The following is a 17,428-nucleotide window of genomic DNA, read 5'->3' as shown; positions in this document are numbered from 1 at the left end:
CTGTGAAAGCGAGTGTGACCGGAGCTTCCGGACTTGTCGGTGGCCAGGTGGTGCGTGCCCTGTCGGGCGCCGGACATGAGGTGCGGGCGCTGGTCCGTCAAAGCGGCGACACGCGGCAACTGCACGCGCTGGGCGTCCCCGTGGTCCACGCGGACCTCCGTGCCCCCGCCACCTTGCGGTCCGCGTTCGAGGGCTGCGACACGGTGTTCCACTGCGCCGCCGTCTTCGCGTACTGGGACGTCACGCGGGAGGAACTGACCCGGGCCAACGTGGCGGGCACCCGTGAGGTGCTGCAGGCGGCAGCGGCGGCGGGGGTCCGGCGGGTGGTGGTGACGTCGTCGTCGGTCACCTGCGGCTCGTCCGATGGTCCGGCCTCGCTCGACGAGAACGGGATGCCCGGCGAGGAGTATCTGCCGGACTACTTCCTCACCAAGCTGGAGCAGGAGCGGACGGCGCTCGCGCTGGGCACCGAACTGGGGCTGGAGGTGGTGGCCGCCTGCCCGACCATCGTGGTGGGCGGGCCCGACCGGCGGCTGGTCCCCAGCAACGCACTGCTCACCCGGTATCTGGCCGATCCACTGCGCACCACCTACCCGGGCGGCTGCAACATCGTCTCCGTCCGGGACGTCGCCGAAGGCCACGTACTGCTCGCGGAGCGCGGAACCGCCGGGGAACGCTATCTGCTGGGCGGTGAGAACTGGGCGTGGCGGACCATCCACCAGACCGTCTCGGAGCTGTGCGGGACTCACGGGCCGTGGGCCACCGCCACGCACACCGGCGCGTATGTGTCGGCGACGCTGGCGGAGATCCGGGCGGTGCTCAGCGCCCGGACCCCTGCGACCACCCGCTCCGAGGCCCGGACGATGGGCCGGTACTACTGGTACCGGCATGGCAAGGCCGCTGCTCTGGGGTACACGCCGAGGCCCGCGCGCCAGGCGCTGGCCGAGGCGCTCGGCTGGCTGGTGACCAGCCCGCATGTGCCGGACCGGATCAGGTCCGGGCTGCGGCCGCATCCGGAGGTGGTGGGTACGCGGGAACTGGTTCCCCGGCAGCTGGACGAGGATGCCGGAGCGCTGAGCTGACCGAAGTGCCCGGTGAGGGGGGCGGCGGCGCGGTGGGGCGCCGGTGCCCGTCACCGTACGCAGGCTGCCCCGGAAATCGCCGTCAGCGCTTCGTACCCCTGGAGCGGGGCGGGGGACCGGCCTTGGCGCCCCCGCCTCCGCCGGCCCTGTCGTCCGGCACCGCTTCCGGTGCGGACGCGCGCAACTGCTCGCAGAGGCGCCGTTCGTGCTCCCGGGTCAGCTCCGCAACATTCCGGGCATAGTCGATGCCGAGTCCGCCCAGCGCCGAGGCGAACTTCACGCCCTCGTCGCCGACGAACTGCCAGTACGCCCTGTTGACGTCGCCCCAGGTGGGTTTGCCGTTGAGCAGCCCGGTCATCAACTCCGCATAGTCACCCCACATCGCGGTCTGGAGTTCGGCGATCCGGACGGCTGCGGTCCGGAAGTGCTCCCAGCTTCGCCGGAGTTCGGCGGTCAGCTCTTCGGTCGTCTCGGTGCTCATGAACACTCCTCAAGTGGGGCCCCGGCAGGGGCCGGGACCGGGCTCAGCAGGGTGCTGTGGTGGAACCCCAGCCGGGGATCGGTCCAGACAGGCAGATCGGGAAGGTACGCGCGCAGCTCCGGCATCTCGACCCGGAGCCGCACGGCATTGGCCGGATAGTCGTAGACGGTGATCGTGTTGAGCCCGCGGTTGGCGGTGAACAGCAGCTTCTGGTCGGCGGAGAGCTGGCAGGCGTAGACCGAGTCGATCAGCGTGCCGCGCGTGACGCGCAGCGCGCCGACGAAATGCCTGCTGCTCGGGATGAGGGACCCCCGGGTGAACGCGTCGGTCACCTGCCGGGCGGCCTGCCGGGCGGAGCGCATCTGCGTAGACAGTCTCGGTCGTTCGTCGATGACTCGGTACGAGGTGAAGTCGGCGAGGTCGATCATGACGATGGTGCCGCTGCCGCCGTTGCAGTAGATCAGCTCGCGGTCGGAGATGCACACGTCCGAGTTGATGTGCGCGGGCACGTTCTGACCGCAGGCCCAGTGCCGCAGGATCTGCCCGCTGCCGGCGTCGATCTCGTACACATATTCCTTGAAGTAGGCCATGGCCCATTCGTGCCAGTCCCGGCCGTCCTGAGGATGGACCCGGAAGGACAGTGCGTAGAAGACGTCGTCATGTGGATGGCAGGCGACGTGCCAGCAGGTCGTCGGCAGCGGGATCCGCCGGGCGAGGCGTTTTTCGAGATCGAAGATGCCGACCTCGGCGGCTTCTCCCTGGCTCGGATGATCCATCCCTCCATAGACGAGATAGCGGCCGGAGGCGGTGCGTTTCATGGCGTGCGGAAGTTTGAGCAGGTGGTCGCCGATGCGCTCGGCCTTGGTCGGGTGGTCGAGGTCCACCAGCCAGAAGCCGTCGCCGATGGCCGTGACGCCCTGGGTGTTGTCCAGCCACACCATGTGCGTGCTGCTCTTGATGGACGCATCGGGAGTTTCGAACCGCAGGGCGGAGACCCGCTCGCGCTCCTCCAGCGAATGGACGTCATAGAACAAGAGCTGTTGCCCGGAATTGCCGAGAAACCCGGATTTCCGGTCGGGCGTAATGCTGAGGGCATGGCCACCGGCCACACCGTCGTAGTACTCCACGCGGTAGGCGTACTCGCCGCTGTCCGGGTTGTAGCGGAAGACGCAGACACCCGCCGCACCCTCCAGACCGTTCAAACCGTTGCCGTCGAGGGCGATGTGGAAGGCGTAAGGGTAGCGGTCGGTAGATGTCGCCATCATGGACCGTCCTCCATGTGCTTCAGCCTCCATGGTTCATCGTACGAGGGGTGCGGTCGGGACGCATTTCGTTGCTATCCGGCCGCAGACCATGTGCGGATGTCACCGAGGGTGATCGGCATGGTGTCGGGGACGTCGATGGTGAAGCGGAACACGCTGCGACGGTTTTCCGGGGCTGTGGGTGTTTCCGGCATCGCCGACCATCCTGTGGTTCGAATTACCTGGTGCGGTATCGGAATTCCTGGTGCAGCGCCGTCGCCTCTTTGCGGGTGTGCCTGAATCCACATCATGGACGCGGCGCATAACGGTGGCTCAACGGAGCGGCCGTAAGTCGTCGACGGAATTGGGCATTGGCTGGCTGCATTCATCACTCCGTCGGAGGGACGAATCGGCCGAAGCGTGTGATGGGCAAGCTCGAAGCCCGCGTGAGCCCAGGCTTGATCATCAAACATGGGTGATTATGTACAAGCCTGTGGCATATGTCGAGTTCGTTGGGGGCTCAGGTGCACCTTTGAGTGAACTCCGGTGTCGACGGGATCAGCTGGTGTTATTCGGCCGCCGTCAGGTGCGCCACCGGAGCCATTCCCCTTGAACCGACACTTGGCCAGGCGAAACGGCGAGGGGTGGAGACCCTCACGGAAGCCCGCATCCCCCCATCCCCCCATCCCCTCGTCCCCGCTCGTGCGCCCTCGCGCCCGGTGGCGGCACGGTCGGCTCGTCGCTCCCTCGGCCACCTCGACGGGCGGCAGCAGGAGGTCGCAGAGGGTATCGACGCCACGGTACGCGCGGCGCGCCGCAAGACGGCTGACCGGCGACAGTGGGCACGGGAAGCCCGAGTCCATCCGCGGTGTGGTCTGCGGTTGTTGACGCGGGTGAGAACCGCGGTCCTACGGGCTACGGTCCCGGGCCGTCGCGAACGTCTCGGTGAGGTGGCGGTCACCTTCGACCACGCCTTCCGCAGCTCGTACGGGGTGTGGAAGGCGAGGAACGGGACCGGCGAGCGACTGGCCGGTTGGCAGGTGAGGTGGGTACCAGTGACAGCCGCCTCGGCCACAGTCGACCGAGTTCGTCGAGAGCGCACACCGGGACCGTCGAACAGACGGGTTCCCCTACCGACTCGTATCGCCCGCGCAGGCCGCGAGATGGGTCAGCACGGCCAGGACACGCCTGTTGTTCTCCTGCGCCGCGGTCAGGCCGAGCTTGTCGAAGATGCCGGCGATGTGCTTGGTGACCGCGCTGGTGGACAGGAACAGTGCCGTTCCGATCGCCGCGTTGGACCGGCCCTCGGCCATGAGCGTCAACACCTCCCTTTCGCGCGGGGTGAGACGGTCCAGTGGCTGGTCCCGGGAGCCGCCGGTGACCAGGCGGGAGATCACCTCGGGGTCCATGGCGGTTCCGCCGCCGGCGATCCGGCGCAGCGCGTCCACGAACTCGTCGTCGCTGAAGACCCGGTCCTTGAGCAGGTAGCCGATGCCGCCGGTGCCGTCGGCCAGCAGTTCCCTGGCGTAGAGCGTTTCGACGTGCTGGGACAGCACCAGGACCGGCAGCCCGGGGATCCGGCAGCGTGCGGCGAGTGCGGCGCGCAGTCCCTCGTCGGTGAAGGTCGGCGGCAGGCGCACGTCCACGACGGATACCTCGGGGCGGAGTTCGGTCATCGCCCGCAGCAGTTCGTGCCCGGTGGAGACGGCGGCGACCACCTCGAAGCCGTAGGCGGTGAGCAGCCGGGTCAGGCCGGTTCGGAGCAGGTACTGGTCCTCGGCGAGGACGATGCGCACGGAATCTCCATCGTGATCGTGGTCGGTCCGCCGGGCGGGCTGTGGATTTCCATGGTGCCGTCGAAGGCGGCCAGTCGGCGCAGCACCCCGTGCAGTCCGCCGCCCTGCGCCGGGTCGGCGCCGCCGATGCCGTCATCGGTCACGGTCACCGACAGCAAGTCGCCGATCGAGCTGACGGTCAGCCGAAGCCGGCCTGCACGGCTGTGTTTGGCGGCATTGGTGAGCAGTTCGCAGACGGCGAAGTAGACGGCTGCCTCGATCGGTTCCGGTGGTCGGCCGGGCAGTGTGATCTGCGTGGTGACGGGGAGCGCGGTGTCCAGGGCGAGCGCGCGCAGGGCGTCGGCGAGTCCCCGTTCGGCCAGCACCGGGGGGTGGATACCGCGTACCAGGCCGCGCAGGTCGGACAGGGCGGCCGTGCAGCTGCGCCGGGCCTCCAGGACGAGTTCGCGGGCGGCTTCGGGGTCGCTGTCCAGCAGGTGTTCCACGGTCCGCAGTGCCATGCCGGTCGCGACGAGCCGGCTCTGCGCGCCATCGTGCAGATCCCGTTCGATCCTGCGCAGTTCGGCGGCCTGGGCGTCGGTGGCGTCGGCGCGGGTCTCGGCGAGTCGGCGCACCCGCTGGGCCAGGCGGGCGGCCTGGGTCGGCCCGAGCAGCCGGCTGCTGAAGGCGGCCCAGGCGCGCAGCGTGCCGGGGCCCAGGGCGAGGACCGCACCGCACAGCAACAGGCCGGCGGGGACGGCCAGCCCGGCCCAGGAGCCCAGCGCTGCGGTCGGGTTCATGGCCAGCTGCCAGAAGTTCCGGGGCTGCGGGCCGGTGCTGCCGGTGACCAGGTCCCGCAATCCGGCGATGGTGAGGTAGACCAGTCCGTAGCAGGCGATCGCCAGCGGCGCGGCGGACAGTGCCAGGCCGACGAGCGGGTTGAGCAGCATCCACAGGTGATCCCGGGCGGTGGCCGGATCCCTGAGCAGTGCCCGCAGCCGGATCGTCTCCGGTGTGGTGAAACGGCGAGGCCGCTCGCGGCCCGGCGGCTGGGCGGATGGCTGCGGCATGGGAGCGTAGCGGACTTCGACCGGCGTGCCGGTCAGTTCGCCGAGCGCGGCCCGATAACGGTTCAGCACATGCCGGTTGGCCTCGACGACCGCGGACAGCGCACTGGTGAAGCCGACCAGCAGGCCCGCCAGGGCGACCGCGGTCAGCCCCAACCCCAACCCCATCACCACGGACAGGCCCAGCCACTCGAAACCGATCCGCTGGGCCCGGGCGCCTGCCCGCATCACGGCCCGCCAACGGCCCAGGGAGTCTCCGCAGCTTCGCAACACGCCGGCCAGTCTGCCGAACGGCCCAGGTGCACGACACGGCACCGGCGCGATACGGCAGCTCGGCGCAGGAACGGGGTGGAGGAAACTCCACCCCCATCCGGTACAGAACCGCATTCCGGGCCCGGCAGCCGATTCCTAGCGTCGTGGCCATGCAGACAGACATCTCTGAGGAACGGCGGCCAACGGCCGCGCTGGTGGTGTCCGTTGTGGTCGATGCGGGCATTCCGCTGGCGGCCTACTACGGGCTGCGGGCTGCCGGCCTGAACCAGTGGTGGGCCCTGGCGGTCGGCGGGACCGTCCCGCTGCTGCGCGCCGGCCACAGCATCGTGCGAAGCCGCCGTGTCGACCCGATCAGCGCCTTCGTACTGGTGGCGATGGTGCTGTCCACCGCGATGTCGCTCGTCACCGGAAGCCCCCGCGTGCTGCTGGCCAGGGAGAGCTGGGGCACCGGCGCTTTCGGGCTGTGGATCCTCGGATCGCTGCTGGGGCGTCGGCCGTTCCTGCTGGACGCCACCGCGAAGTTCATGCCGGCCCACGCCGCTCGACGCTGGGAGGACGGCTGGCGCCACGATGTACGGTTCCGCCGCGGGCTGCGGATGGTCACCGCGGTGTGGGGCGGGGCGTTCCTGGTGGACGCCGTCGCCCGAGTGGTGATGGCGTTCACCATGCCCGTGGACAGTGTGCCGATCGCCGGCACGGTACTGCTGGTCGCACTCTTGATCCTGGTGCAGCGAGGCAGCGTGCACTATGTCCGGCGGGCCGCCGCTTTCGCCGGGGTCCGGACCGATGGCGCCGGAGTTCGTACCGATGGCTGAACCTCGTGCCGCAGGAGCGGACCGCCCGGTGGCGGTGATCACCGGTGGCGCCGGTGGGATCGGCTCGGCCATCGCCCACCGGCTGGCAGCGGGCGGGCACCGCGTGGTGATCGCCGACCTGAACAGCGAGGCCGGCCGGGCCGCCGCCGACCAGGTCGGCGGCCGGTTCATCCACACCGACGTCGCCTCCCCGGCCGACAACCAGGCCCTGATCGCGGCGGTCACCGAGCGCTTCGGGCGGCTGGACGTGCTGTGCCTGAACGCGGGGATCCCCGGAGGTACCGCCATCGGCTCCGGCTTCGACCTGGAACGCTACCGGCACAGCATGCGGGTCAACCTCGACGGCGTGGTCCTCGGCACCCAGGCCGCACTGCCCTGGCTCCGACGAGGCGGCGGAGCGATCGTCGTCACCGCAAGCCTCGCGGGCGTCGCGCCCTCGGCCGACGTGTGCTACGCGGCGGCCAAACACGCGGTGATCGGCCTGGTCCGCTCACTGGCCCCGGCCCTGCAACCCGACCACGTCACGATCAACGCCGTCTGCCCCGGCTTCATCGACACCCCGCTGCTCGCCCCCTACCACGCCCACCTGGCGGAGCACGGAATCGCACTGGCCCAACCGGCCCTGGTCGCCGACGCGATCGCTGCCGTTCTGGCCACCGGCACCACCGGCCAGGCCTGGGAAGTCCAGGCACACCGGCCCCTCGCACCGATCGCCTTCCCACAGATAACGATCACCCGGACCTCCGGAGACGGGGGAGCGGGGCCTGCTCACGGCGCCCGATAGCGCGGCTTCCGTGCCCAGAAGCCTGCCCACCGAGGGCGGTTCGCGAAGCGCGCCATGGGCAGACACCTGCCCCCGAAATTGCCCGTATGGCCCCTGGCGAGGAGCAGTTCAAAGGAGAAGAGGGGCGGACGGACTACGGGAAGTCCTGCCGCGGCAGTCGGCAACACATCTCCAACTGGCCTTTTACAGGCGCTACTTCACGCTGTTCATGCTACTGCACCTAACCCGCTACAAATGGCGATGTGGATCACGTGAATTGCGTCTCGCTATCCGAGATGCTTCGCCTGGGGTGGGTTCAGTGGGCGCCCGGATGGGTTCTCCGTGCAGTTGTTTCAGGCGAGTTGGGGCACGTGGCGGGCATGCGGAGCTAGGAGAGGTCTGGACAACAAACAAGGCCCAGGTCGCCGACCTGGGCCTTCGTCATGGAGCGGTGACGGGAATCGAACCCGATGGCTGCTGCTTCGTCGCCCGTTTTCCACCGGTTGGGCTCAGGCTCCGCCTGTTCTCCCCAGCCGGCCAGCTCGTCACCACCGGCCGACGCCGGGTCGAGCAGCAACACCCCGACCGGAGGGTGGAACCCGGCGCCAACCCGACGCGACAGACGGGCGGTCAGCCGGCCCAGCATCAGACACAGAACGCGAAACGGTCTACCGACAGAGTCGGCGGACCGTCATGAAAGATCGAGGCTAGCGGACGCGCATGCTGCTTTGGTGGCCCACACTGTGTTGTCACTCGATCCCATGACCACCCGGCACGGTGGCGAACCTGCCGCCACAAGGGATCACCTGTCACCCCACACATTGCCGTACGCACGGCCGAGGAAACCTACGACTTACGAGTGAGCCTCAAGAGCAGCGGAGACCTTTTCCCTGACCGCTCTTGTTCCTACGACAATGGAGACGGGATCTCCAGGGCCCGACGATTTGATCACGTCAAGCGAGCCCCGATATTTCGAGGTCTTGGGCGCATTCGCGGAGAAGAATTTTACGATCATTGCATCCTTTCCGCAGGAAAGAGATGCCCAAGTGCCGTGTGAACCCTTGGCGGAAGAATTCGAGTAAGGGCCATAGGGGAGGCGTGTGCCCCCTTGGGGGCTGACTTTCGGCCATGCTGTGAGCACGTGGATGGAAAGGTTTCTTTCATCGCCCTCGCGCGTCGTCGCTAGGCCGCATTTCTGCCCTGTTGTGTAGATGATGATTCGGTCGGGCCCGTTGCGAACTTCCCCAATTACCCTGTGTATTCCATCCTGATCGGAAAGCGGGTCGTCCGCCAGGTTGACCACTGGAAGTTGAAGTAGATGTGACGGCTCGGCGGAGGATGGCGAAGGGAGGGCGGAAGAACTGCTTCCACCCTCCCCGGATGCGCATGCCACGCATGCAAGCAACAGGGCAGAGCCGATGGCCGTATGTTGAGTCAGACGCCTCATCGGTGAACCCCTATCGCTCTGGTCGTCAGGTCACTTTGCCCACTGGTTAAAGCATACCCCGACGGGCTTCAGGACCCATCCAGTTTCATCTCCGTCGGTAACGGTGTACTGGTCGTATTGCGCGTATGCCTCGATAGATCCGGTCTTACCCGCGGGCACTTCTGCACGGTGACGGAGCCTTCTGAAGTCTTTCGGTGCCGCAGACCTCTTTAGGTTGGGAGATATCGACATCGTCGGCAGCTTTCAGCTGTGCCTTCAAAGCCGTCGGAGCCTGCTGTGGAACATTGCGCTTGACGACTGTGTTAGCGCCGGGCTTGACGAAGCCGGGAGCAATTGCAGTGTTGGTCCCGGCTCGCTGGCTCCCGGTCCCTTCCCGAGGAGCTGCGCTGGCGGTGCCACTTGCGACGGTGCTCAGCAACACGGCGCCAGCGAGTACACAGATTCCTGTTGTGCGCTTCAAAATTCCCCCTTTTTACAGCGTGCCGTGGTCGTGTCGGCGAATCGAAACTACATGCGCGCTTCGGCCGTGCGGGGCAGTCCAGCCCGAAGGCTCAGCTGATCTACCAGCACTCCAAAGAGAAGCACCAGCGCAAGCTCGCGAAGCGCATTGACGCCGAGGTGCGCCGGCAACGCCGGGACGCGGCCGGGCAGTTCCAGGCGGGGAAGCGGAAGCACTTCGGCTGAGGCGACGGCTTCATGCGTGGTGAAGGCAGGACCGGTCAGCAACACCGGTCCTGCCTTCACCGCGCTGTGCCTCCTTCTGGCGACTGTTCGTGTTGCTCGTAGACCTCGGCCAGGCGATCTCGGAGCCGCGCGTGGCGGAACTGGTAGACCGCGCCGGCCTGGCGTAGTACGCCTCGAGTGCGGGCGTCGTCCAGGAAGGCGTTCACACTCCAGGGGAGGCGTCCTGACAGGGGCAGCCAGAAGCGGACCAGCACCACCCACCGGCCCCACGCGGACAGAGTGCCGACCCCGGTCGCGGACGCGAGTCCGGCCCCGATCCCGGACGGGAGGCCGAGGGTGAAGCCGTTGAAATACGTGATGGCGGTTCCGTATCCGAGCCCGAGGACCAGCCCCACCGCGGCTGCCTGAACGAGCACGATGGTGCGGTTCTTGCGCAACAGGTCCGTCGCGCTGACTGATTCCTTCGGCTTGGCGTCTGTCTCGAGCCAGGCCGCCAGCGCGAGGACGATCCCGATCCCCAGTCCGAGCAGTGGCCCGGCCACGAGCCAGTTCCCGAAGAACAGGGCGACCGACAGCCAGGGATAGGACAGGAACATCGCGTAGGCCGCGGCTCCGCCGCCGTAGACGATCCCGAAGACCAGTCCGCCGGCCAGCCCGCCGCCGACTCTGGGGAGGAAACGCTCCAGCACTCTCCTCGACCTCACCCCCATCGACTCGCCGCCTACCCCGATCTGCATGCGGGACGGCTTGAACGCGCCGCTGGCCTCGATTTTTTCCGACACGAATCCGTGCACGAGCCCGAAGGCCAGCCCGATTCCCAGCATGTCCAGGAACATGTCCATGAGCACGGCCGGGGGGTCGTTCATGAAGACGTTGACGAGTGTGACCGCCATCCCCGATATGAGCCCGCACAGGGCCCCGGAGACGACCATGCGCGCGGGCAGGCTCATGGACGTGCCCAGCTGCCACCACTCGATGTCCTGTGCGTCTGTCTTCTGTTTCTTCAGGTGCGTGGCGAGGTAGCCGAGCCAGCGTCCTGCACGCTCGGCGCTCCAGCGTCGGCGTTTCGGAACGGACGGGTTGAGCCTGCGGCTGTACGCCGTGGGGACGAAGGCGTTCAGGAGACGCGCCTCCAGCGCGTCCCGGGAGCCGGACTCTGCGAGTTCCAGCAAGGATTCAGGCTCGCCGCCGGACTTGTGGAAGGCCTCCGCCATGGTGAGCATCAGGGGAGTGCTCAGTACGGTGGCGAGCAGGGCGGCGGCCGGGTCGCCGGATTGGCTGCCCAACCGGTCCAGGACGCGCGCCCATGTGGTCGAGCCGGCGAGCCGGGCGGAGCAGTCGGCGAGGGTGAGGTCCGTCAGTTCGATCCCCGGAAAGAGCCCTTCGCTTGGCCTGACGCCGCTGAGCGCTTCGGGCCGGCTCGTCAGCAGCAACGGCAGGTTCAAGGCCCCCAGCTGCCGCAGCGCGGGTTCGTAAAATTCCTCCGCCATCTCGTCGAACCCGTCCAGGACCGCCAGCACGTGGCCCCCCACGATCAGTTCAGTGGCCCATGGCTCTTTGTCGAGGTTTCGCCTGGCCAGGAAGGCGTGATCCCGCTCCAGGCGGTCGATCAGCCAGTCCTGCAGGAACGTGACGGTGGGGTCCCATGATCCCAGACTGAAGATCACCGGCACTGGTCCCTTGCCGGTCCAGTCATCGTCCTTCAACCGAGCGTGCGCGAAGCGCCGGATCAGGACGGACTTCCCCGAACCGGGCCGGCCCAGCACCAGCAGTTGGCTGTCCCTTTTCTTCAGGTAGACAGCTGCGATGTTATCCAGCGGACCTGCCAGGTCCAGCGGGGAAGCGTCCGCCAGTGCCGCCGAGGTCTCCCGGGCACCGTTCCTCTGACCGGTCAACCTCTCGGGGGCCGCTCGACAACGCACGGGCAGTGGATGCCCGCTCCGTAATTGCTCCTGGACCTGGTCCTTCCCCAGCTCGGAGAGGACCCTTCGTCTGAGGGTATGGAGGTTCTCGGCCAGCGTGTCCAGGTGGCGGCCTGACCCGTCGCTGCCCCGTTGGGTGCTGATCGGTGCGGTTGGGACGTCGACCAGCTCAGGGAGGCCATCACCGTAACGTTGCAGGAGTATGGCGAACGCGGGGTCGTGGGTGAAGGTACGGGCCGGACAGGCATGCAGGCGGCGGTTCGCGAAGGCGTGGTCATCGTGGATGACGACGCCAACGAGACGTTCTTCGCAGAAGACCGCGCTGCCGGAAGCCCCGGACCACGCCTGCTCGCCGTCCGTACGCATGTCCGGCGCAGACTCCTGGTCCAGGACGTACAGATCCTGGGTGCCGACACCGCCGGCCTGAGGAGGCAGCTTCCCTCTCAGGTGCTCCACCTTGTGCTGCCCACCCCTGAAGGCCGCCGAGGGGTACCCAAGACCTTCATAGGGCAGCGGGGCGTTGCCGACAGGACGGCCCCAGCGCACCATCCCGGGCACGTCGACCTCGTCGTCCAACAGCAGCAGAGCAACATCGCGCCCTTCCGGGGCAGTCCAGCGCACCGATGCCATGCAGCGATGCACGTCGGCGTCCCGGGGGTGCCCCACACGCACGTCGATCTGGGCCCATGGCATGCCCTTGCTCTCCTCGACGACGTGCCGGGCCGTCAGTACCAGGCGAGGCCCGATCAGATAGCCGGTACCGAGGCGGCGGAATCCCGCGGCGTCACCACCACGGACAAGGGCCAGTCTTCGATGGTCCACCTCAGCCCTCGTCGTCCCAGGAGCCGGGCTGCCGGCGGCCGATTTCAGGGCTGGCTCCGCCCGTGGCCCGGTCCTTGACCTGCAGCTTCAGTGTCAGCTTGTGCCCGCGGGCCGAGGAGTGTGATCCGCCCCCGCCTACGCTCGCCACCCCGAACCGCAGCTTCCCTTCGCCCTTGACGTCATTGCGTAGTTCCAGCAGCAGCTCCAGCTCGGCTTCCTCGATCTGAAAGGCGAACTGCTGCTGGGCGCCCTGAGCCTGGGCCTGGTAGAGCTCTTGCCGCAGTTCCTCGATGGCTGCGGCCAACCCGATCGTCGCCATGGCTACTCCCCATCGACTGTGAGGTTCGGAAATGAGTGGTGCCAGCACCGGTGGGTGATCTCAACTTGCCGCGAACGCACGGTGTTTGAGCATGTCCTGGTCCGCACCCGCGTCCGCCAGGCCGGTGACGGTGGCCTCAACCGACGCGGAGTCGGGTCCACGGTGCGGGATCCGGGCGACCGTGCGGCTGTCCCAGCCGCACGGTCGCTCCGGCCGCCTTGCCCTCGGCCCTGGTCAGCACGCCGACGCCGTACGCACCCGCCCCCGCTTCGACTGCAGCACGATCTCGCCAAGCAAAGTGTCGATCTCAGTCAACAGAGGTACCTCCCTCTTCACGCGGATAGTCAACTTTCCGTGGCCGTCCTCGCCCCGGCAGGCAGGCCCCGTGCCTGCCTGCCGCCCTCCTTGAGCCTCCGCTGCACACGCGGTGGTCGTTCACTACGCCTGTCGAACGTATTCGCTGCCGGGCTTCTCGTCGGCCACGACATCGACGTCTCCACCCTGGAGCAAGCCCGCGAGTTGGCTGTCCAGATCGGCGCCGCCGCTGGCCCGCGCGCTGATGCCCTGATGACCGGCCTGGTGTGGAAGATGACGTGCCATCAGGCGATTCCGGCCGTCCGTAACCTTCCGGCCCGTGCTGCCGTGCGACGTTGCCCCACCGTCACACCCTCGACGCTGGGGGGCAGCAGCAATCAAGACCTTCCGGTGGCAACTGACGTCGTCCGTCCCGGCCTTGACGCCTGCGGTAGGCCCGTCAGGCTTCGGGTTGATGTACCGCTGATCCCCTCCGTCATCACCGGTACGGCGGTGGTTCTTCAGCCGCGCGCCGAGGAGGAAGGCGGCGGCGCATGCGACGAGCGCACCCACGGCCAGCAGGATGAGATCCCCAGTGTCCTGGCCGGCGGCCGAGGGCTTGGAGACGATCGTGGGTGTGGTCGACCTCGGAGTCGGATGGGGGGAGTTCGTCACCGGTGTGGGGCTGGAAGCCCTGGGGCTCGGATTGCCGGGCGTGGTCGCGCTGTCCTTCGCGGGCCCGTTGCCCGCCGACATCGTCGGTTTGGGAACGGCAGCGCCCACCGATCCGGTCGTCGGCCGCGGAGTGGCGGTGGCCACCGGTCCGGTCGAATGGCTCGGAGGGGCGGAGGGCGCCGAACTCGGCTTCGTGATGTCGAAGGACGTCACGACATTGCTCTGTCCGGTGTTCAGGGTGCACGGTGCGTCGCCCGCGAGTGTGATGGTGCCGGTCGCGTTCTTCGCGAGGAGGTGGAGGGTGAGGTTGCCGGCGGTGACCGTCCCGTGGCCTGGATGGCTGAAGGTGCGCGTGGTCGCGCCGGCGGTTGCCGTGACGTTGAAGGGACCGGATGCCGGGACGCTGGTCGTGGCCATGTGGAAGGGGACCGTGACGTCGAAGTCATCCTGTGGCGCGGCCACATGGGCCCTCGCGTCCACCGTGCCCCCGAGGGTCTTCATGCCCGCCCTGTTGAGCCACTGGGTGAAACTCGGGCCCACCGTAGCCACCGCGTTGACGGCGATGGGCTTGCTGGGCGCGCCGACCGCGATCGAATTCGGGATGTCCGAGTGGATCTCCGCTGTGAAAGGCTGATCGCCGATCATGCCCGCCGAGCACGTATAGCCGAATGCGGGCGACGGCTGCGCGCCGGCCGTTCCGGCTCCGATGGTGCCCACCACCCCGCTTGCCGCTGTCAAAGCCGTGGCGACCGCAAGGATGATCCTCATCCTTGGCCTGCCGCACCTGGTGATCATGAATTGGCCCCCGTTCGCCGTTCGTGTGTGCGATTACTGAATGGCTCTCATTTCCTAAAGCCCAGCATGCTACTCAGATCGCGTGCCCCTATGCCGGTTCTGTGGCGCCCGGAAGATTTCGATCATCGGGGCACGTGACTTTCCGTGGAAGACGCGGCTTAGGCGGCTCTGGTTGCTCGGACGCGCTCCAAAACACTTTGCTGGGCGGTGACTTCTGGAAATCCCCTTCCTTGCTGACTAAGAGCTTGTCTCACGTGGCGATCTTGGACAGTCTCTTGTAGCAGGTGAGCGCCGCTGCAAGTCCGAGGAAAGCCAGGAAGTGTCTGCCTTTCCGCTCGTATCGGACGGTAAGGCGGCGGTATCCGAAGAGCCAGGAGATCGACCGTTCGATCTTCCAGCGGTGCTTGCCCAGGCGCTCGCTGGTCTCGATGCCGGGACGTGCGATGCGCGGGACGATGCCGCGTTCGCGCAGCCACCTCAGGTGGTCGGCGGAGTAATACGCCTTGTCAGCGCGAAGCTTGCCGGGACGGCGCCGGCGGGGACCGCGCCGTGACCGGATGGCGGGTATGCCCAGGATCAGCGGAAGCAGGGCCTGGCTGTCGTGCACGTTCGCGCCGGATACCCCCAGCGCCAGAGGTAGACCCTGGGCATCGGAAAGGACGTGCAGTTTGCTGCCCTTCTTGCCCCGGTCGACCGGATTGCGTCCGGTCAGCGATCCCCTTTTTTCGCACGGACCGAGGCCGCATCGACGATCGCGGAAGTCCAGTCCAACTCGCCACGGGCACCGAGTTCGTCCAGGACGGCCTGGTGCAGCCGCCTCCACAGCCCTGCCCGTGTCCACGCCGAGAACCGGCGGTGGGCGGTTGCGGGAGACACACCAAACGTCTCAGGAAGGTGTCGCCACGCGCAGCCGCTGGTCAGCACGTACACGACGGCGGTGAACACGGCCCGCTCATCACAAGGGGCCGTCCCTCCACCTTGCGGACGCGACGTGAACGAGGAAGCAACGGAGCCACAATGGCCCAGAGCTCATCAGGAACCAATCGCTGTGACAGACCAACACGCATGACGAACCATCATGCCGCACCGACCTGACGCCACGTGAGACAAGCTCTAAAAATCAGGAAGCGAACATCTGTGCTTTTCGATGTTCGTGCACTGCACTGCACTGCGCCGCCGGTCGGCGGCTCGGACCACTTGACCCTGGTCCTGACGCGGGGGAAGGTCATTTGGCGCGGACGACGGTGGCGATCGCCCTTGGCTGTAGGCACGTTGAGGGAGGCAGCGGCGGTTCGCTGAGAGTGACGAAGATGACGAGGGAGCCGCTGTTGCAGAAGCCGCGCAGCAGGGTCCGGCCCCTGCGGTTTGAGCTCTGGGACATGCGCCCCATGCCGTACTCGCGGACAAGGCCGTCGTAGACCGCTTCTTCGGTGACGGTCCGACCGTCGCGGGTTGCTGCGGAGGCGAACTCCCGCACGGCGCGGAAGTCGGCATAGGGCAGCGGGCGTGCCCTTGTCGCAGGCCCGTTTTGCATCCGCAATCCCGCGACAACTCGGGCGCAGATGACCCAAGTCGCAGAAGATGCGTCTCGCCATTCGAGGCGCTTGGCTCGCAAGGCGCCTGAGTCGGTACGGGAGTTGGCGAAACCTGCCCTTCCGTCAGGCAGATAGGGCACGCGGGGGGGGCGCGCCACCCCGCAATGGGTCTGGACTACAAACAAGGCCCCGGTCTCTGACCTGGGCCTTCGCCATGGAGCGGGTGACGGTAATCGAACCCGCGCTCTGGGCTTGGGAATCAGGGGGGCTTTGGGGGCCTGGTACCTGCCTGACCTGCGAAAACATCCCGACTCGGGGGGGCGTCGATGTGAAACTTTGCCCTCGTTGACCGCGGTTTACGCTCTGGCTGGCTCGCGAGGGGCACGACGGCTCGCGAGGGGAACGGTGCCGCTTCTTGTAGGCCGTGCGTGCGGCTGTCTCCGCTGTGCGAAGACAGCCGCACGCACGCGGGTTGCCGGTGTGAAGGGTAGGTCCGCGGGCTCCGCGCAGGTGAGCGTATGTCTTCCGCGGCACAGTGACCGTTGTTGCCTACGGCGCCGGCTCCGCTCATGCCTCGCCGGACCGGAAACGCACCTTCCATCCCGTTCGATCACGCCTGACGGCTGGGCGTGCGGTTACGGCTGACAGTGACGAAACCCGCCGCCGCGCCCAGCGTCGCCACTGCCTCTGCCACGGCGGACACCGTCTTCTTCGGATACCACGCGGGCTCATGCATGTTGGGCAGCGGCCCCAGGGAGCCCACGTCCACGTACCGGTACAGGAGCACCGCGCCGACCGCCGATGCCGCCACCAGAAAGGCAAACGCCCAGACCCAACGGCTCCTGCCGCTCACCAGCACCAGGACAGCGGCCAGCGCCGCCGCCGCTGCCTGGATGCGGAACAGCGCCCCCTCGCTGACGCCGGCGCCTACCGGGTCGTAGGCACTCGCCAGTTCGGCATGCACGTAGGCGTCGACGACCAGCCCAGCCGCCGTGAGCAGCCGTAGCAACCACATGGTCACACCTCGGGAGCATCGTCACCGGCAGCCAACGCACCCTGTTCGCAGGGAGTCGGCAACTGAGTCTCACCTCACCCCACTTCACTTCACTTCACTTCACTACGACCGTGCCGTGCATGGACGGGTGGATGGCGCAGTAGTAGCTGAACGTGCCGGCGGTCTTGAACGTGAAGGTGTAGGAACCGCCACTGCCGAGCGTCGGCGAGTTCAGCCCACCCGAGCCGGTCACCGTGTGCGGAGCCCGATCCTCGTTGGTCCAGGTCACCGTGGTGCCCTTGCTGACGGTCAAGGTCGATGGCGAGAACGCGAAGCCGGCGATCGTCACATGGTTGGCCGCCGCCGGTGCGCCGGGAGAAGCGGGCGCCATCGCGACCGCGGCCGCCCCTCTCAAGTACCCCTGCTCACCGGAGTACCGGCCGT

The 17,428-nt window shown here is 67.6% G+C and carries 16 protein-coding genes and 1 pseudogene; 3 read left to right on the top strand and 14 right to left on the bottom strand.

Going from position 1 to position 17,428, the window contains the following annotated elements; translation table 11 throughout:
• Positions 1-2: 2 nt before the first annotated feature.
• Entirely contained in the window at positions 3-1,082 is a 1,080-nt protein-coding gene (locus RZ84_RS17575; RefSeq protein ID WP_198540001.1) for an NAD-dependent epimerase/dehydratase family protein, read from the top strand.
• An 82-nt stretch (positions 1,083-1,164) separates the two neighbouring features.
• Here the strand turns inward: RZ84_RS17575 and RZ84_RS17570 are convergent, their stop codons facing one another.
• The 5 genes from RZ84_RS17570 to RZ84_RS17555 all read right to left on the bottom strand — a co-directional run bounded on the left by RZ84_RS17570 (position 1,165) and on the right by RZ84_RS17555 (position 5,919).
• Positions 1,165-1,563, bottom strand: coding sequence for a hypothetical protein (locus RZ84_RS17570; RefSeq protein ID WP_043265100.1), 399 nt, complete (start codon positions 1,561-1,563; stop codon positions 1,165-1,167).
• Positions 1,560-2,828, bottom strand: a complete 1,269-nt coding sequence (locus tag RZ84_RS17565) for a hypothetical protein (protein ID WP_198540000.1) — start codon at positions 2,826-2,828, stop codon at positions 1,560-1,562. The genes RZ84_RS17570 and RZ84_RS17565 overlap by 4 nt, the downstream gene beginning before the upstream one ends.
• Before the next feature lie 71 nt (positions 2,829-2,899).
• Positions 2,900-3,277 (bottom strand): hypothetical protein, encoded by a 378-nt coding sequence (locus tag RZ84_RS39050; protein ID WP_157878851.1) that lies wholly within the window; start codon positions 3,275-3,277, stop codon positions 2,900-2,902.
• Positions 3,278-3,934: 657 nt separating this feature from the next.
• Complete coding sequence (locus tag RZ84_RS17560) at positions 3,935-4,600, bottom strand: LuxR C-terminal-related transcriptional regulator (protein ID WP_043265099.1); 666 nt, start codon at positions 4,598-4,600, stop codon at positions 3,935-3,937.
• Positions 4,552-5,919 (bottom strand): sensor histidine kinase, encoded by a 1,368-nt coding sequence (locus RZ84_RS17555; protein ID WP_043265098.1) that lies wholly within the window; start codon positions 5,917-5,919, stop codon positions 4,552-4,554. The genes RZ84_RS17560 and RZ84_RS17555 overlap by 49 nt, the downstream gene beginning before the upstream one ends.
• Positions 5,920-6,068: 149 nt before the next feature.
• Between RZ84_RS17555 and RZ84_RS17550 the strand changes: the two genes are divergently transcribed.
• Together RZ84_RS17550 and RZ84_RS17545 are read left to right on the top strand one after the other, a co-directional pair.
• Positions 6,069-6,734 (top strand): VC0807 family protein, encoded by a 666-nt coding sequence (locus tag RZ84_RS17550; RefSeq protein WP_063772757.1) that lies wholly within the window; start codon positions 6,069-6,071, stop codon positions 6,732-6,734.
• Positions 6,727-7,518 carry an SDR family NAD(P)-dependent oxidoreductase gene (locus RZ84_RS17545; protein ID WP_052229987.1) on the top strand — a complete coding sequence of 264 codons (792 nt, stop codon included), beginning with the start codon at positions 6,727-6,729 and terminating at the stop codon, positions 7,516-7,518. The genes RZ84_RS17550 and RZ84_RS17545 overlap by 8 nt, the downstream gene beginning before the upstream one ends.
• 367 nt (positions 7,519-7,885) lie before the next feature.
• Here the strand turns inward: RZ84_RS17545 and RZ84_RS39045 are convergent, their stop codons facing one another.
• From RZ84_RS39045 to RZ84_RS17505, 9 genes and pseudogenes are all read right to left on the bottom strand, one after another.
• The gene (locus RZ84_RS39045) at positions 7,886-8,143 is read right to left on the bottom strand and encodes a hypothetical protein (RefSeq protein ID WP_157878850.1); all 258 of its coding nucleotides are present in this window, start codon (positions 8,141-8,143) and stop codon (positions 7,886-7,888) included.
• Between the two features lie 1,308 nt (positions 8,144-9,451).
• Entirely contained in the window at positions 9,452-9,688 is a 237-nt protein-coding gene (locus RZ84_RS42500; RefSeq protein WP_157878849.1) for a hypothetical protein, read from the bottom strand.
• Positions 9,685-12,372 (bottom strand): S1 family peptidase, encoded by a 2,688-nt coding sequence (locus RZ84_RS39785; RefSeq protein WP_043265096.1) that lies wholly within the window; start codon positions 12,370-12,372, stop codon positions 9,685-9,687. The genes RZ84_RS42500 and RZ84_RS39785 overlap by 4 nt, the downstream gene beginning before the upstream one ends.
• 1 nt (position 12,373) lies before the next feature.
• Complete coding sequence (locus tag RZ84_RS17530) at positions 12,374-12,691, bottom strand: trypco2 family protein (RefSeq protein ID WP_043265095.1); 318 nt, start codon at positions 12,689-12,691, stop codon at positions 12,374-12,376.
• A gap of 438 nt (positions 12,692-13,129) precedes the next feature.
• The gene (locus RZ84_RS39030) at positions 13,130-14,428 is read right to left on the bottom strand and encodes a DUF6801 domain-containing protein (protein ID WP_157878848.1); all 1,299 of its coding nucleotides are present in this window, start codon (positions 14,426-14,428) and stop codon (positions 13,130-13,132) included.
• A 277-nt stretch (positions 14,429-14,705) separates the two neighbouring features.
• Positions 14,706-15,510: pseudogene (locus RZ84_RS17520) on the bottom strand (IS5 family transposase).
• A gap of 170 nt (positions 15,511-15,680) precedes the next feature.
• A complete protein-coding gene (locus RZ84_RS17515) occupies positions 15,681-15,989 on the bottom strand; it encodes a hypothetical protein (protein ID WP_043265093.1) in 309 nt (102 codons plus the stop codon).
• A 611-nt stretch (positions 15,990-16,600) separates the two neighbouring features.
• Complete coding sequence (locus RZ84_RS17510; RefSeq protein ID WP_052230501.1) at positions 16,601-17,005, bottom strand: hypothetical protein; 405 nt, start codon at positions 17,003-17,005, stop codon at positions 16,601-16,603.
• Between the two features lie 94 nt (positions 17,006-17,099).
• A partial coding sequence (locus RZ84_RS17505; RefSeq protein ID WP_241777745.1) for a cupredoxin domain-containing protein occupies positions 17,100-17,428 on the bottom strand: 329 nt, incomplete at its 5' end.

It is taken from the genome of Streptomyces sp. CT34 (genome assembly GCF_000805335.1).
In the GTDB taxonomy this organism is placed as follows: Bacteria; Actinomycetota; Actinomycetes; order Streptomycetales; family Streptomycetaceae; genus Streptomyces.
Note: the sequence above shows the minus strand (reverse complement) of the source record. Positions and strands in the feature narration are given on the sequence as shown.